This window comes from Bacillus sp. FAU20 (genome assembly GCF_056033865.1).
Genome location: NZ_JBVYHY010000008.1, coordinates 1 through 14,209, shown reverse-complemented (window position 1 = coordinate 14,209; position 14,209 = coordinate 1). Strand labels below are relative to the sequence as shown.

Sequence of the window (14,209 nt, the reverse complement as noted above, 5' to 3'; positions counted from 1 at the left end):
GATAAACGATTCGCGTCGATTACTAGGATTTCGCCCGCAGGCATATTGTTATTTAGTACGATCTCAGCGTTACCGAAGTCTGAGATATAGTGGTCTACTACACTTCCTCGTCCGTTGTCCATACGGTCTAAGCGAATTGATGCATTATCGAAGTTAGATATAGCAATCTTTTGTGTAGCACCTACGATAATTTTGTAGTTACCGCTAGCAGTAGGACCACTTTTCTCGAAGATTGCTCGGAATGCTTCGATTAGATGCTCGTCTGAGATTGCTGCGCCGTTAGCTTTGATCACGTTTGTCTGAATGAACGAACGTACCCCGCGCATCATACGCTTGTTGCCTTTTTCGTACTTAATGCCGTTGATTACCGCTTTTTCTAACGCTAGCGCTAGTTCTAGTTGTTTCTTTTGCTTTTCTTTCTCGTACTCATTATCTACGCCATGCTGAGTGACCGCCATTGCCGTACCCGTGATCTCTACAGTCTCGTCGAAGATTTGTGTAAGGTTAGAAACTCGCTTACGTGGCTTGTGACGAACATCGCGAGCGTCTGCCCCCTCTTCGCCTTCTACGAACATTACTTCTACTACTTCACCAACTTCCGCAGCAGCCGCAACCGTATCAGCGTATCCACGCAATACTGTTAACTTTTCGCCTTCGACTTTAGCTACTAAGATTAACTCTTCGCCGATTCGGATTACTTGACGAGATCGGAACGCTTCGCCGTTTTCTACTTCGATAGATGTAGCATCAGCAGTTAAAGCCGCCGTCAATGCGCTCTCTTGTTCGAACATTTCATCTTCGAACCAAACGTGCTCAACGTTCGTTACTGGGATTCCGAATCCTACTAGATTTAACATAGGTGTTTGTAATGGGTTTAATAGCAGCATTTCATCTGCTACACTCTCTTGCTTACCGATTAGATCATTTGAATATACTACCATTTATAATTTCCTCCTTAGAATTAGAAAAAGCCGCCCGATTATTGGCGACTTCTCTTTGTTTATATTAGTAGGCGATTAGCCTACAGATATTAGTTACTTCTCGAATCTTGTGGGTATTTGTCTATACTTTAGAAGTTTATTCCAGTCGTTATCGTTTGGCGGTACGGGAATATCTCCGATACCTGCCGCATTCTGCATAAGAGGACGAGCACCCTTTCGACTTCTAAAACGCTCGTTCATGAAGTCTACTGCCCACTTATTCTCGCTTTCGATTTGTAGGATCCCTACGACGGCTTCGAAATAATCACGTAACCCTTGCTCTGCCTTTTTACGCAGTGGATCGACTTTATTTTTGCGTACGGTCGGCACAATGTTAGTACGCCAATCATTTGCAAGATCATCGAGTGTTATCGTACCTGCTAGATTCGCCGTTGCGTAATCCTTAGCTTTTGTGTATTCGCCCTCGGCGATCCTCAACGCAGCCTGAGCCTTTTCGATCTCTGCTAGTGCTGCTTTCTTTTGCGTCGCTACCTTTTTCCCCGCAAATTCTTGCTTTAGGATATCTTCATATGCTAGCGTAGCTGCCGTCACATCCTCTTTTGCGGCTTGTACCTTTTCTCGATAGCCTGCGATAAACTCGTGAGCCTTATCGTTTTGTACCGAGAATTCATCATATAGTTTCCATTCCATCTTTTATCTCTCCCTTCGTATTTCCTTCTAGTAATCTGATACACTTACGTAGCAGTGAGATTAAAATTTCCCGCCACTTCGGTATGTGTTTTATTTGTACTTCTTCGGGTTGCTCTTCTTGTAACCCATAAATATCGATCAAAGCCGCTTGTGTCCGCTCGTCCTCGAAGCCTTTTATCGTTTCGCTCGTTTCCTCAGGCGCTTTATAGTGGCACATGATGTCAGGAGCTCTTAAACATGCTTTATATACATCTTCTGTACTCGTATGTACGTCAAACGCCGATACGTCGTCGCAGTTCATCATTATGATCGTGCGAATCTTCTCTTCGATTGGCTCGTCTCGTAAAGGTAAAATATTCTGTGCTATTGCGTAATTGTCTTCGTAAATATGTGTACATAAAAACCGTACCTCTCGCAGTTCGTGAACGTTACAAACAACTAGTGTACGCATGTAGGACTGACCTTCCTTTGCAGATCGTTCATCAATCGCTGCGTGTCGGTACTATAGAACCAAGCATCAATCTGTTCGAAATTCTCTTCGCCAACAAATTGAACAACGCGCTTTACGTTATCTTGATTCGCTATTGATCGTCCAACTTCCCACGCGCTTACACTTTTTGTGTCCACGCCAACAAGATCGGCAAATTGTTTTTGGGTTACTCCCATTAATCCGCGAATTAATTTTAATTTGCTGCTATTTAGCTGATACACCTTATCGCTCCTTTACGTATTGATATTTTAAATAAAAAGTAAGACGTGACCGTCAATGGTGTACTACCGCAAGCACGGGAAATGTGATCTTATCGCTCTGAGTAGCGATGAAGAAACCTGCGGCAATACTAAAAAATAATCCGAGGTATCGGAATACAGAAATAATCGATAATAAGTCGCCTATCCCTTACATACTATAGATACGACTATCTAGGTATTAATTGTATGCATTTTAGAATTTATTACAGTTTTTTTAGTTTTTGATACATAGAGTTATTCCCCGCAGCCTGTTACATAAACAGATTGTCGTTGTCGTATTGATCCTTAATACCTGCGCTCCCACGCGTTTTTTGCGGTATGACCTTCCAATCAGGCGCTAGTTCTGTGTTTAAATTAATCACTACGAAATCACGCCCATACTTCACCCTAGCTTCTCTTAAAATTTGCATTAGGTATGAAGTTCGCTCACCTTTCGATAGTGGTTTAGTCGCTTCTGCCTTGTATGCTGCGCCTAGATCGGCTATTTTGGCATTTGTATTTTCGGCATTACCTTCGATAGTATTCCAATACGTTGTTTTGTTTGTTTTCATCCTTAAACCCTCCGATTATTTTTAATATGGTATGTGAAATTTTTAAAAATCTAGCACATGATCGATTGACAACGTGCGATAGTAAACTAACATCTTGTTCATTTACTTTTTACAGATGTGGAATTCTGACGTATCTTTCATTCTTCTGCAATAGGTATGTATCTCGATAAGATGAGCCGACTTACCGCCGTTTAGTACACTGCAATTTGGTATTAACTCTAGTTCTTGCGTATTTGTTTGCATTTTATAGCCTCCATTTTTATAATTTCCTGCGGATCATGTACAATTTCCGTATGTCGATTGTTTTCGATTTGCCTTCGCATCAAAACGCCATAACCGATAGGTCTTCGCTAAGATCTGACGCGGTTTCTATCGAATTCCCTTCGATATTTTCTACAACCTCTTCTCTCTTCGCTACTGCTTGCGCTTCGTTGATCTTTGCCGATTTCTTATGTAGCTCTTTTAGTTTCGAGTGATCCTTCGCTTCTTTCTCTTCGATCCATTTCATACGCTTCTCATAATTAACCGCAGCACTTGGAAATGCTTCGAAGACTTGCGCCTTCTTCATTGGTACGTGCGGTACATAGCAGTGATTCCCGCCTGTGTTCGCAGTCTGTATGGATATTAAGCCGACCTCTACGAGTTTCCGAATATGTGAGCGAAGAATATTTATAGATTTGTCGTATTTCTCCATTAACTGGTGTTGCGTTGGGTAGGCGTAGCCTTGTTTTTCGTTGTACCAATTCGCTATGATCGCATATAAAAGCGACATTTCAATCTTGTAACCATCGATCCATTGATAATAGTTGAGATCCTGCGGTACTTTATAGAAACTCATGCCTGCATTCTTTTCCTTTGGATTATATACTTCTGTCTTCGCATTACTTTTTAATTCAGCCGTATTCTTTTGACCCTTTCTTTTTGTTTTATCTTCTATACGCATTAGTTCCCATCCCCTTCAATTCATTTCATTGCTGCGTGATTTCTAAAAGAAGAGAAACCCTTTTCTTCTCTTTTCTTTTAATAGATCTAGTTCTTTTCTAGTTAACTGTCAGGTTTAGACAGTACACACTAACTATTCTCATTTTTAACACTCACTGGTTTCGTACCGTAGGCACTCACTGTTTTCAATTTTAATGTTAGGCACTCACTGTTTTGCCCTTACACGTACATAAACGCGGTACGATTTTAGTTTCGACTGATTTCGTTTATAGATTTGTATTTAATAACGAAAGATAATAAACGATATTCTATGCGTTATTTTGAATAGAAAGGATTACGCCGATAAATAACTGATATTTCTTAAACGCCTCAGATTCGTTTGTATGACGTTTTATGCGCTATAGATACAATAGAGCTCGAAATATAGGGAATACCGCTTATTTAGCAATCTGCGTAATTACAGGTGATAGGATTCGCTAGGGGATTTCGTAAGGATTCGCTAGGATTCGCTAGGGTATCGATGGGCTATTTCGTAAGGCTTTTCGGTAGGATAGTAATAGGAATGCGGTACAATCTAGTAGCTGCTGCGGGAAATCTACGCCCTGAGTTAAAAATGATGCGCGCTTTTTGAATACCACTGCTGCGAGGGGGACGGCGGCGGCTTGGGGGGGTTCGGAAATTTTCGATTTGGGTTGGCTCGTCGATGAATATCAAATTCATTTCGATGAATAACGAATACAACAGAATGACATTTTGTTACTTTCGACTTTCTCTTCGAAACGTTGATTTAAAAGCATTCGAAAGACTTTCGCAATCAATTTAATTCGATAAACTTTTTATGCACGAAACAAAACGTTGCTTTAATCACATTCTTCTTTTGCGTTTGATTTCAAATGAATGAATAAAAGAATGAATAAAGTTTTTGTATTCTCTTTTAATCATTTAAGTTTCAAAGATTCTTTCTCTTCAATTCTTTTCGATTAACAAAACAAAACAAAACACAAATAAAGAAGAAGACAACAGATAACTATTCACTGCCTCCACTCTCTCATACGCATTAGATAGTAACAGTGTGGTATGCCTTGGTGTGGTGTGATGGTATCAACCCCATATAGCATTGCGTGTAGTCCATTAAGTATAAGACATCTAGGAATCTGATAGAGAGTTAATAAGAATATTAAATACAATATTATTATGAGAGTACATAGAAGACTATGTATGACCACCCTATCCCCCATTGTATAGCGGGCTATGTATGTCAGGGTATTGTATATAGGTAGTTACCTATTGGTAATATAGTGCGGGCTATTGGCTAATAGATATGGTGGTTTGGTACATATAAATATAGACACTATATAGCCCCTGTTTTATATAGTAATGCCTTTGTGGGCTAACCACAATATATCCCCTAGTTATTTAGTAATCTCCTGCGGGAAACTTTTTCTTTTATATTCTATTACACGCTCATATCTAGAAGTCATGTAGAAAAGATGCGTTCTTGTTTCATATTTTTAACAACATTTGAAAAAAGATGTGATTTTCAGTTGACTCATGTTAATTAAACTGATAAGATAGAGATGTCAACAGGAGGTGAGAACATGAACTGGCTAATCATTGCAGGAGTTATCGCATGCCTTAATCAATTCTCAGGATTGATTAAAAACATCTTAGATATGTATTTCAAGGTTAAAGAAGAAATACATAAGAGTCGCACCCACCAAAATGACGACTCAGAATAACCACAAGGGAGAGGGAAACCTCTCCTATTTTTTATGAGTTATAACGCATTTATAGTAAGTATTCTTTTAAAAGACATTGCGTCATTGTTTCATGATTTTTAACCAAATTTGAAAAAAGATGTAATTTTTAGTTGACTTAGTTAAACTAAACTGATAAGATAGAGATATCAACAGGAGGTGAGAACATGAACTGGCTAATCATTGCAGGAGTTATTGCAGGTCTTAATCAACTCTCAGGATTGATTAAAAACATCTTAGATATGTATTTCAAGGTTAAAGAAGAAATGCAGAAGAGTCGCACCCACCAAGATGACGACTCAGAATAACCACAAGGGAGAGGGAAACCTCTCCTATTTTTTTATGAGTCATAACGCATTTATAGTAAGTATTCTTTTAAAAGACATTGCGTCATTGTTTCATGATTTTTAACCAAATTTGAAAAAAGGTGTAATTTTTAGTTGACTTAGTTAAACTAAACTGATAAGATAGAGATATCAACAGGAGGTGAGAACATGAACTGGCTAATCATTGCAGGAGTTATTGCAGGTCTTAATCAACTCTCAGGATTGATTAAAAATATCTTAGATATGTATTTCAAGGTTAAAGAAGAAATGCAGAAGAGTCGCACCCACCAAAATGACGACTCAGAATAACCACAAGGGAGAGGGAAACCTCTCCTATTTTTTTATGAGTCATAACGCATTTATAGTAAGTATTCTTTTAAAAGACATTGCGTCATTGTTTCATGATTTTTAACCAAATTTGAAAAAAGGTGTAATTTTTAGTTGACTTAGTTAAACTAAACTGATAAGATAGAGATATCAACAGGAGGTGAGAACATGAACTGGCTAATCATTGCAGGAGTTATTGCAGGTCTTAATCAACTCTCAGGATTGATTAAAAATATCTTAGATATGTATTTCAAGGTTAAAGAAGAAATGCAGAAGAGTCGCACCCACCAAGATGACGACTCAGAATAACCACAAGGGAGAGGGAAACCTCTCCTATTTTTTATGAGTTATAACGCATTTATAGTAAGTATTCTTTTAAAAAATGATTTTCTTTTCTTTATACTTTTAAATAGTTTAAGCAAAGAGTGTATATCTTTATGAATAACGGAAATATAGCGACCTACATTTTTTGTATATTAGTGCGATTAATCCCGAATGAAACCGCATTGTTCCGCTCTGTTATGCGTATTTCTATACAGTACGCACACTTACCGAACTGTATTAATAGAATGGTAGCGAAATGAAGGAAGCGCCGTCTATGTGTTATATGATGCGTAAAAAGGTCGCCTGTCCTTGCCATAAAATATTACGATTGTGCGACTAAATTCTAACCCCCCGAGTTTCGGAAGCCGTCCCCGTCAGCCCTTCTGTGCTAATGAAACGAAAAAACACGAACATTATGCGACCATATGATATTTAATGTTCGTAAACTTTCGTATACATATTTCCGCTATTTGTAAACAAAATCCTAGCGATAGAACGGCGTCATATCAACGACTATATCTTATATCGTAAATATTGAATATATTTTTTAATAGTTTACATCGGTATATTTTATCGACTGATTAACGCATTAAATAACGATATATTTGTCGTATATTTAACGTACATTTAGCTACATTAACAACCTATATTCGCATATTTTTAACGCTAAATATAGCAGAAATGAATCGGCTAACATATGATATCGTATATTTGTCGATTATTTACCGCACATTTAACGTACATTTTAGCGTATATCTATCGTTCTTTAGACTTCTAATCGCTACTTAATTGTATATTTTAGGCGTTTTTTATGTAATAAAATACGATGAATAAGGGAAAAATAGGCATAAAAATAGCACCGCCAAAAAAACTTTTCAAATAAAGTTGACATGACGGCGATATCAATGTTATAATAAATATGTGCTTGAGAGAGTACAATACTTTCGAAAGGAGGTTACGAAGTGGATATCGTGTTACACTTCATATCGACATACGGATTTGATATCGCTAAATACTTACTACCGTTCATTGCAGTCAAGTGGGAATTTGAGTACATAAACGAAGATGGTAAGAAAAAGCGTAGATTCAAAATCGCTAGTCGATTCTCAAGAAAGTAAAATAGCGTAGGGCGTGTGACAGCACGCTCTATCTATTACTTAATTATAACACGAAATATTCACGAATATACTATGAAAAAGAATCGAAATATAACGTTCCTAATCGTATTCGCATTCATATTTATGTGCGTAGCGAAAGCATTCGGAAATCTCTACGTCGCATCATTCGGCGTTATTTTCGCCCTATCAGTAGCCGCAGCGATAATCACCGAAATGGTAATAAGGGCACGTTATAAATAAACGAATATACGCCGTGTATGCGAACATAAAAAAGGCGGTACGCATCAATTTGCGTCCGCTTCTTGTTCTTCCCCCTATAAATTACTAATAATTGGGAATTCGAAATAAAAACTTTTACTTTCTCATTAAAGATTTTCTTTTTACAACATCTTGTTTGTAGAATAGTTTATCGCGAGTTGTCTCTTTAATCGGTATTAGTTTTCCCTCTTTTACCAGTTTGTTTAAATACTGTCTAGAACACCCGAGAATATCTAATGCTTCCGATGAATTTAAAACTTCATCTTGTATAAATTTTGTTAGTTGTTCTTTTGTTTCAAATTTAAACATTCTTCTTCTCCTTTATATACAGGATAATCATATTAATCAACATTAAAAATAGAGCTATTCCAGCAAAGATAATATAGGTATACTCCCCAGTACCTAGGTTGTTGTAATCAAGGGTTGTTAAAACAAAAATAAGAAATATAGCTATAGGGATATTTTTCCATATAAATTTTTTCATAATTAGTATGAATGTGTTATAATCTTAGGTATAGGAGAGGTTTCCCTCTACCTTGTGGTTATTCTGAGTCGTCATCTTGGTGGGTGCGACTCTTTTCTCTTTAACCTTGTAGTATGTATCTACACTGTTTTTAATCAGTGCTGATAATTGATTCAAGGTTGCTACAAAACCACCTAAAATTACCCACAAATTCATATTTTCACCTCCCTTTCTTTATATCCTTATAATAAACCTCAAGTTCACACAAGTCAACCGAAGCGGCATTTCCTTAAATTGGTTAAAAAGTATAAACAACAAAAAAGCGATAGGTTGGTTAATCCTAGCACTTTCTTTTGTTCTATATATTTATATAGATATCTAATGCGGTTGTGGTATCGTCGGTTTCCGTCCTATGCCGTTAGCGGGGGGGGAGATTCCCTTCGTCATTTCCGACTGTTTCCGCATGCCTCTTGCTCTTGCCCGTTCATTTCGCTAAAAGGTGATACATTCCTACACAACTACAATATAGCATTCTCTATGCGGTGTTACATCTAACTTCATTGCGTGGTGTCCGCATGTTCCTTATATCGGCGTCGCATTTAGCGAGTGGTATCGCCGTGGTATTCCATTAATTACATTATGTGACTTTGTCTCTTATTACGCAACCTTTAATTTCCACATAAATACAAAATTTTACTATAGTCCATTCTAAAATAAAGGTTGTTTTTATAGTATATATTAATATACAGATAATTCAATCATAATAAATTCCAACATTAGAAGACACCTCCCAATGTTCCGAGAGTCTTTCCCTTTTACATCAATCTATAACCGCATAATAGGGCATATAACGGCCGATAATAGTTTCAAATATAAATAGACCACTATACGCATTACTAACTCATATACGAGCATCTGGAAAGCCGTTTTATTATTTCTCGGCTTATAATCTACATACTAAACTATTTAGATAACTACGCTTTTTCATAAATCATTCTTTCTCTCTCCAACCTCGCCAAACCCTCGCGTTATATCTATCAACTCCCTTTTGAATCCATTTCTTATTATGATTCGAAGTACCGATAGTATAGCCGCCCTCCTTCTGGACTAACTTTGCAGGTATATTATCGTTGTTCATCGCATCTATTTCTAATCTTTCTTTTCTTCGCTCTTGTTCTTCCTTTGCCATTTGTTTGCTTCCCGCAACTATTGGCATCTTTCTACCCCTTTTAACCGCCTTAACTATTCCACTATCTTTTTTAGCCCTCTTCCTAGCCTTCTTCCTTTCTTTCTTTTTCTGTTCCTTAATTTTTCTTTCTTCTTGAATACTTTTTGCCTCTTTCCATGTAAAAGTATTCAACTATTGTAATTTCTTATTTTTATCAATAATGATTTCACTCTCGCTTTCCCTTACTTCTCCTTAATTTTACACATCTTCTTTTTCTTTAATTTACTTTGATATCCCTTTTTCCATTCCCTCTATATAGTTATTAATCTAAATTTCGTTTAAATCCATTTTTCTCTATCCTTAGTTAGTGGTAGTTATCTATATTTTCCTCTAGCCGCAGATAGTGGTAGTTATTTTCTCTTAATCTCTTAAAATCTCTTGACTTTTCTTTGACGCCCTTTACCATGCTAAGCCGAGGCAGGGAGGGAAGTTGACAGACTTATCCCCTATGCTGAAAGACTACAAAAAGTAATCTAACAGAATAGAAAGATAAGCGCCTTTACCATGCCGCACCTCGTTGGTCGGTCAGAAGACCCTATTCACTCAGCGGTTTTCACCGCATACGCCCTTTTTCTCGGCTTGTCCCCGTAATATCGTCCCTACGTGACATGCTGAGCGTATTCCCTAGCGCCATAACGCTAACGATAACCCCCCGAACCTTTTAGACTACACGCCTAGGCAAGTTCTCGCCTACCCGCAACGCATGAATAGGAATACGTTACGGGGCGCTATCCTTGTAAGAGTATTACGAGTACTCTCCGCACGACCGATAGCAAGCCACGCCGTAACACGTTCCCGCTAAATGAATGTATGCAGCACGGAATTACGGCTTATCAGTTTTTATCTACGTGGTATCAGGCAATTCCACGCGAACACAAAAAAGCGATACCCTAGTAATCCCCACCGTACGGGATTAAAAGAGTATCGCTCAATAGACTGTATATGCACATACAACAAATTCCACTTGCAGAATGTTGGCTTAGTCGATATAATGAATACATAAATTTAATCCAGTAGGTGGTTTACTGGAAGCCGTATTCAATCGTTGGTAGCGAGAGAATACAACCACAAGTCGTTCGAAGTTGGTAGCTACGAGCGGCTTTTTTACGTTCAATATTAAGTTGTATCCATTGTAACGCCATTTTTCTACTAAAATCAAGTTATTTTTTGTATTAAACCCGACGCGATGTCAGTATTCGTCGCATATCATCGCCGATAAGCGCATTCTGACGAATCTTCGCGACTACTACCCGCGATCCAAAAGGTATCGGCTCAGAATCGTTAATCTCAGCGTATTTTCTTCCCTATTAATCGCTCTTTTACGCCCTCTTTCTTCGCTGCGTGCAAAAAAAAAAATGGGGAAACCCGCCAAGGCTTCCCGTATCTTCGCTATTATCTTTTCTTTTTCTCTTCTCAATCCTTATAATTCTCGCCATATTTTTCGAACAGATCATACAATGCAAGCTCTACTATATCTTGCTTATCTAGTCGGAATTTTTCTGCGAATTCGTCAAGTGCTTTTCCTACGCCCTCATTGACATTTAAAGTTTTGCGCATCTTCTTTTGAGGCTCTATTTCTTGCTTAACTCTTATATACAGATCATTAATACTATGCGATGTCTCTGCCACGCCTTCGCGCGTTGTTGCTACGGTATTTATAGCATCTTTAATCGTTTCCCATTCATTAATCATATCACGTAAAGTACTTACTTCATGCGGTGTTAATGCGTTATGCACTTCATCTTTTGTTGACACATCGATCGTTCTTTGCACGTTAACCTTACGTTGCTCACGCATTTTACGCACGTTAACGAAGTCTTGTATGTCTCTTTCAAGCGGCTGATCACCCTCGCCTACGAAGTGCCACCCTTTATCGCCACTATTACGATATTCATAACCGAGGCTTCTTAATGTGTCTCGCAGCTTCTTCTCTCCTATACCTATTTCCTTTGCTAATACGGCACTCTTCGTTGTTACCAATGCCTTCAAAACGTCTCCGATCTTCATAAATACGTCCTCCACTTCTTACTAATCAATCACACATACGTTACTCGTTTCACCTTCATACGTTGTTTATTTCATATTCTACACTTGTACAAGTTATACCTCCATCTAAATTTGCGATTTAATGACCATATACCTACGAAACAAAAGATAATCGTCTTAAAATCGACTTCTCGGCGACACAATTTACATATCAACAAAAAAAAGAGGGCGAAGTCCGAAGACCCCGCCCAGTTTCGCTATTATTTAGTTGCCGAAGCCTTTACCGTTTCTTTCTCTTTTACAGTTTCATCACCTAAGATGTATAACGTGCCGTCCGCCTCAGGGAATGCATTGAATGTGATATTTGCGATACGCTCGTTGTCAGGATCGAACGTATAATCAGGATCAGCTGACGCCGCTGCGTTTGGTACAGTGATCCAGTCATTCGGCGTAGTGTCAGGCGCAGTCGGTTTAATAACCATTTTCTTCGCAGTCGATAACATATCGAATCCCGCTTGCGCAGATACGAATAACGCTTGCTTCTCCCCGCTCTCTACGAATTTAGAGTTTGGCATTACTTTTGATAATCGCTTTAGATCGTGTAATGCGAATGGTACAGTTGTTTCAGCCTTACGACCTTTCATGATCGATTTCACAGGCGTCTCACCGTATTGATCGACCGTAACTTCTTGTACAGATGTAGATACACCGAATGAGATACCACCTTTCGTGATATCGAATTTAACCATGTCTTGTCCTTCACCGTATTCTACGATTGCAGCACCGATCGGTACATTGATTGTGTTTGATTTAGCCATAATTATTACCCCCTGATAGTTAGTTGAAAGTTTAGCGAAAAGATAGGACGTTTTGCTTCGTCCGTTCCCGTCCATATCGGTTGGGATTGTAATGCTTGTATTTTCGAGACCGACCAATCGCCGATCATAACGTCTTTTTTATACTTGAATTCTTCGTACAACTCGTACGCTTTCGTTTCTGCCGTTGCTACATCGCCAACGCTCCCACGCACTAAGAACTGTAATGTCGGCTGCCTTACGCCCGTCTCTCGTGTAGGCATTCCGCCATGTAGTACGATCAAGACGCATTCATCTTTCGACTTCGTAGGATATGTGTAGGCGTAGTATGTATTCGGTATGATCGATTCGACGTACGTTTTAACGTCTTGTGCTCGCATACTACCTCAATCCTTTCTGAACACCTTCGCCCAACCACTGTAAGTACTTTTGTGACTCACCTTTAATTGGTCGCTCTAAATACTTACTACCGACCGCATAACCGTTAAAAGATCCCGTAGAACTCGGCGTATACGACCATTCGTGCATGGCTATTGCGTAATTAAAATTACCGCGTCCGAATGCCGAGAACGAAACTTCTCCGATTACTTGATCGCCTTGTTGTTTGACGGTCTTTTTATGTGATTTACGTAGACTGCTCGTATCGATAGGCGCAATATTTGACGAGATCCTAGCGAGATCATCTACGCAATCCTGCATAGCTTGTTTAGTCGAATGTTTAACGTCGTTTGCGATCCGATTCATATTTCCGTCGAAGCTGCTAAAATCGATTGTGAATCCTGCCATTAAATAAACACCACCGTCAGCAACGGCTTACCCGTGAAATCCCGCTGAATTGTAATGTTTTTCGGATTGCCTTTGTAAATCGTTCCTGCTTCGTTGACGTACTCGATTTCATCTTCGTAACCGATATCAGCTAGCTTGTCTAGCAATAATTTCAGATCGACAACGATCGTTGCGCCGTGCATTTGACTATTCCGATCCGTTGTGGTGTGCGATCCCTCGACCGCACGACATTTAAGTTCGGCTTCTTCGATCCCTTCGGGTTTTCCCCACATGTCGAGATCTCCGACCGCTCTTCGTCTAGTGACTGTTTGTTTTAATGGTACGATTGCCATTACGTAAGCCACCCCACATTACGACCTGATACATGTAGATCGTCGTTTACTTCTTCAATAAGCTCTACTACACTATCAGGAATAAGATCTTTTAGTGGCTGCCCTACCGCACTAGATACATTGTTTTCTTTAAACGTGAAAGAACCTACTCCCGTAACACTGAATGACGCAATACCATGCTGCTGCATTTTGTTCGTGTCGTTGTAAACGATAGCTAGATAGGCCGCGAATTCGTATATTGCGTTATCAGGGATTGTATTACCCTTGAATTTTTTCTTTAGCGTTCTATCTGCCGCATTCATAAGACGAACCCTTTTGTCGTCGTCAGCGTCGTGCCAGTCCTCATTGCTGATTACGTAAGCATCGATGTGCTCCGTTGCTTCTGCAATTCGATCCATATACCACGACCTCCTATATATGAAAATCGACTAGAGCCGAAGCCCTAGCCGATCAGTTTCGATTATTTTCTTTTAGTAGAAAGACCCGTAATCTTAGCGTGGGCTGCTTCTTGTAACATTTCTAGCGTGTACTCACCGACGATCATTCCTTGCATGTAGTCGCCTTTCTTACCTAAGTAAGTGTGAGCAAATTCACGCGTTTGTAATGGACGGATAG

At 39.0% G+C, this 14,209-nt stretch carries 23 protein-coding genes; 6 read left to right on the top strand and 17 right to left on the bottom strand.

Annotated elements, in window-relative coordinates:
* From AC0OM3_RS08215 to AC0OM3_RS08185, 7 genes are all read right to left on the bottom strand, one after another.
* The coding region (locus tag AC0OM3_RS08215; RefSeq protein WP_474211382.1) for an SU10 major capsid protein at positions 1–941 on the bottom strand (941 nt) is incomplete at its 3' end.
* 93 nt (positions 942–1,034) lie between these two features.
* Positions 1,035–1,631, bottom strand: coding sequence for a hypothetical protein (locus tag AC0OM3_RS08210; RefSeq protein WP_061655936.1), 597 nt, complete (start codon positions 1,629–1,631; stop codon positions 1,035–1,037).
* On the bottom strand, positions 1,612–2,082 hold the full coding sequence (locus AC0OM3_RS08205; RefSeq protein ID WP_061655935.1) for a hypothetical protein: 471 nt from the start codon (positions 2,080–2,082) through the stop codon (positions 1,612–1,614). Before AC0OM3_RS08205 ends, AC0OM3_RS08210 begins: the two co-directional genes overlap by 20 nt.
* On the bottom strand, positions 2,070–2,342 hold the full coding sequence (locus AC0OM3_RS08200; protein ID WP_061655934.1) for a helix-turn-helix transcriptional regulator: 273 nt from the start codon (positions 2,340–2,342) through the stop codon (positions 2,070–2,072). The genes AC0OM3_RS08205 and AC0OM3_RS08200 overlap by 13 nt, the downstream gene beginning before the upstream one ends.
* 290 nt (positions 2,343–2,632) lie before the next feature.
* Positions 2,633–2,932, bottom strand: coding sequence for a hypothetical protein (locus AC0OM3_RS08195; protein ID WP_474211380.1), 300 nt, complete (start codon positions 2,930–2,932; stop codon positions 2,633–2,635).
* A 102-nt stretch (positions 2,933–3,034) separates the two neighbouring features.
* Positions 3,035–3,175 (bottom strand): hypothetical protein, encoded by a 141-nt coding sequence (locus AC0OM3_RS08190; protein ID WP_154695900.1) that lies wholly within the window; start codon positions 3,173–3,175, stop codon positions 3,035–3,037.
* Positions 3,176–3,254: 79 nt separating this feature from the next.
* A complete protein-coding gene (locus AC0OM3_RS08185; protein ID WP_205751722.1) occupies positions 3,255–3,875 on the bottom strand; it encodes a helix-turn-helix domain-containing protein in 621 nt (206 codons plus the stop codon).
* Between the two features lie 1,597 nt (positions 3,876–5,472).
* Between AC0OM3_RS08185 and AC0OM3_RS08180 the strand changes: the two genes are divergently transcribed.
* From AC0OM3_RS08180 to AC0OM3_RS08155, 6 genes are all read left to right on the top strand, one after another.
* The gene (locus AC0OM3_RS08180; protein WP_172793981.1) at positions 5,473–5,613 is read left to right on the top strand and encodes a hypothetical protein; all 141 of its coding nucleotides are present in this window, start codon (positions 5,473–5,475) and stop codon (positions 5,611–5,613) included.
* Positions 5,614–5,798: 185 nt separating this feature from the next.
* Entirely contained in the window at positions 5,799–5,939 is a 141-nt protein-coding gene (locus AC0OM3_RS08175) for a hypothetical protein (protein WP_172793980.1), read from the top strand.
* A gap of 186 nt (positions 5,940–6,125) precedes the next feature.
* Positions 6,126–6,266 (top strand): hypothetical protein, encoded by a 141-nt coding sequence (locus AC0OM3_RS08170; RefSeq protein WP_474211377.1) that lies wholly within the window; start codon positions 6,126–6,128, stop codon positions 6,264–6,266.
* A 186-nt stretch (positions 6,267–6,452) separates the two neighbouring features.
* Positions 6,453–6,593, top strand: coding sequence for a hypothetical protein (locus AC0OM3_RS08165; protein WP_172793980.1), 141 nt, complete (start codon positions 6,453–6,455; stop codon positions 6,591–6,593).
* A 977-nt stretch (positions 6,594–7,570) separates the two neighbouring features.
* Complete coding sequence (locus AC0OM3_RS08160; protein WP_154695902.1) at positions 7,571–7,726, top strand: hypothetical protein; 156 nt, start codon at positions 7,571–7,573, stop codon at positions 7,724–7,726.
* 72 nt (positions 7,727–7,798) lie between these two features.
* A complete protein-coding gene (locus tag AC0OM3_RS08155; protein ID WP_176535474.1) occupies positions 7,799–7,966 on the top strand; it encodes a hypothetical protein in 168 nt (55 codons plus the stop codon).
* A 114-nt stretch (positions 7,967–8,080) separates the two neighbouring features.
* On the opposite strand, the gene AC0OM3_RS08150 is transcribed toward AC0OM3_RS08155, so the two are convergent.
* The 10 genes from AC0OM3_RS08150 to AC0OM3_RS08105 all read right to left on the bottom strand — a co-directional run bounded on the left by AC0OM3_RS08150 (position 8,081) and on the right by AC0OM3_RS08105 (position 14,207).
* Positions 8,081–8,293, bottom strand: coding sequence for a helix-turn-helix transcriptional regulator (locus AC0OM3_RS08150; protein ID WP_061655943.1), 213 nt, complete (start codon positions 8,291–8,293; stop codon positions 8,081–8,083).
* 199 nt (positions 8,294–8,492) lie between these two features.
* Complete coding sequence (locus AC0OM3_RS08145) at positions 8,493–8,663, bottom strand: hypothetical protein (RefSeq protein ID WP_170950844.1); 171 nt, start codon at positions 8,661–8,663, stop codon at positions 8,493–8,495.
* Between the two features lie 775 nt (positions 8,664–9,438).
* A complete protein-coding gene (locus AC0OM3_RS08140; protein ID WP_474211375.1) occupies positions 9,439–9,807 on the bottom strand; it encodes a hypothetical protein in 369 nt (122 codons plus the stop codon).
* A gap of 1,281 nt (positions 9,808–11,088) precedes the next feature.
* Entirely contained in the window at positions 11,089–11,682 is a 594-nt protein-coding gene (locus AC0OM3_RS08135) for a hypothetical protein (RefSeq protein WP_474211373.1), read from the bottom strand.
* A 239-nt stretch (positions 11,683–11,921) separates the two neighbouring features.
* Positions 11,922–12,479 (bottom strand): hypothetical protein, encoded by a 558-nt coding sequence (locus AC0OM3_RS08130; RefSeq protein WP_061655940.1) that lies wholly within the window; start codon positions 12,477–12,479, stop codon positions 11,922–11,924.
* A gap of 5 nt (positions 12,480–12,484) precedes the next feature.
* A complete protein-coding gene (locus AC0OM3_RS08125; protein WP_061655939.1) occupies positions 12,485–12,856 on the bottom strand; it encodes a minor capsid protein in 372 nt (123 codons plus the stop codon).
* A 1-nt stretch (position 12,857) separates the two neighbouring features.
* Entirely contained in the window at positions 12,858–13,262 is a 405-nt protein-coding gene (locus AC0OM3_RS08120; RefSeq protein WP_080451001.1) for a hypothetical protein, read from the bottom strand.
* Positions 13,262–13,594, bottom strand: a complete 333-nt coding sequence (locus tag AC0OM3_RS08115; protein WP_098877102.1) for a hypothetical protein — start codon at positions 13,592–13,594, stop codon at positions 13,262–13,264. Before AC0OM3_RS08115 ends, AC0OM3_RS08120 begins: the two co-directional genes overlap by 1 nt.
* Complete coding sequence (locus tag AC0OM3_RS08110) at positions 13,594–13,992, bottom strand: hypothetical protein (protein ID WP_080451000.1); 399 nt, start codon at positions 13,990–13,992, stop codon at positions 13,594–13,596. Before AC0OM3_RS08110 ends, AC0OM3_RS08115 begins: the two co-directional genes overlap by 1 nt.
* A 62-nt stretch (positions 13,993–14,054) precedes the next feature.
* Positions 14,055–14,207, bottom strand: a complete 153-nt coding sequence (locus AC0OM3_RS08105) for an SU10 major capsid protein (RefSeq protein WP_474211384.1) — start codon at positions 14,205–14,207, stop codon at positions 14,055–14,057.
* Positions 14,208–14,209 lie beyond the last annotated feature (2 nt).

What these genes read in the sequence shown, in the direction of transcription:
- AC0OM3_RS08150 (WP_061655943.1), bottom strand. Translation starts at nt 8,293, where the DNA reads ATGTTTAAATTTGAAACAAAAGAACAACTAACAAAATTTATACAAGAT.
- AC0OM3_RS08120 (WP_080451001.1), bottom strand. Translation starts at nt 13,262, where the DNA reads ATGGCAGGATTCACAATCGATTTTAGCAGCTTCGACGGAAATATGAAT.
- AC0OM3_RS08210 (WP_061655936.1), bottom strand. Translation starts at nt 1,631, where the DNA reads ATGGAATGGAAACTATATGATGAATTCTCGGTACAAAACGATAAGGCT.
- AC0OM3_RS08170 (WP_474211377.1), top strand. Translation starts at nt 6,126, where the DNA reads ATGAACTGGCTAATCATTGCAGGAGTTATTGCAGGTCTTAATCAACTC.
- AC0OM3_RS08130 (WP_061655940.1), bottom strand. Translation starts at nt 12,479, where the DNA reads ATGGCTAAATCAAACACAATCAATGTACCGATCGGTGCTGCAATCGTA.
- AC0OM3_RS08115 (WP_098877102.1), bottom strand. Translation starts at nt 13,594, where the DNA reads ATGGCAATCGTACCATTAAAACAAACAGTCACTAGACGAAGAGCGGTC.
- AC0OM3_RS08205 (WP_061655935.1), bottom strand. Translation starts at nt 2,082, where the DNA reads ATGCGTACACTAGTTGTTTGTAACGTTCACGAACTGCGAGAGGTACGG.
- AC0OM3_RS08125 (WP_061655939.1), bottom strand. Translation starts at nt 12,856, where the DNA reads ATGCGAGCACAAGACGTTAAAACGTACGTCGAATCGATCATACCGAAT.
- AC0OM3_RS08180 (WP_172793981.1), top strand. Translation starts at nt 5,473, where the DNA reads ATGAACTGGCTAATCATTGCAGGAGTTATCGCATGCCTTAATCAATTC.
- AC0OM3_RS08145 (WP_170950844.1), bottom strand. Translation starts at nt 8,663, where the DNA reads ATGAATTTGTGGGTAATTTTAGGTGGTTTTGTAGCAACCTTGAATCAA.
- AC0OM3_RS08165 (WP_172793980.1), top strand. Translation starts at nt 6,453, where the DNA reads ATGAACTGGCTAATCATTGCAGGAGTTATTGCAGGTCTTAATCAACTC.
- AC0OM3_RS08155 (WP_176535474.1), top strand. Translation starts at nt 7,799, where the DNA reads ATGAAAAAGAATCGAAATATAACGTTCCTAATCGTATTCGCATTCATA.
- AC0OM3_RS08190 (WP_154695900.1), bottom strand. Translation starts at nt 3,175, where the DNA reads ATGCAAACAAATACGCAAGAACTAGAGTTAATACCAAATTGCAGTGTA.
- AC0OM3_RS08110 (WP_080451000.1), bottom strand. Translation starts at nt 13,992, where the DNA reads ATGGATCGAATTGCAGAAGCAACGGAGCACATCGATGCTTACGTAATC.
- AC0OM3_RS08175 (WP_172793980.1), top strand. Translation starts at nt 5,799, where the DNA reads ATGAACTGGCTAATCATTGCAGGAGTTATTGCAGGTCTTAATCAACTC.
- AC0OM3_RS08195 (WP_474211380.1), bottom strand. Translation starts at nt 2,932, where the DNA reads ATGAAAACAAACAAAACAACGTATTGGAATACTATCGAAGGTAATGCC.
- AC0OM3_RS08135 (WP_474211373.1), bottom strand. Translation starts at nt 11,682, where the DNA reads ATGAAGATCGGAGACGTTTTGAAGGCATTGGTAACAACGAAGAGTGCC.
- AC0OM3_RS08185 (WP_205751722.1), bottom strand. Translation starts at nt 3,875, where the DNA reads ATGCGTATAGAAGATAAAACAAAAAGAAAGGGTCAAAAGAATACGGCT.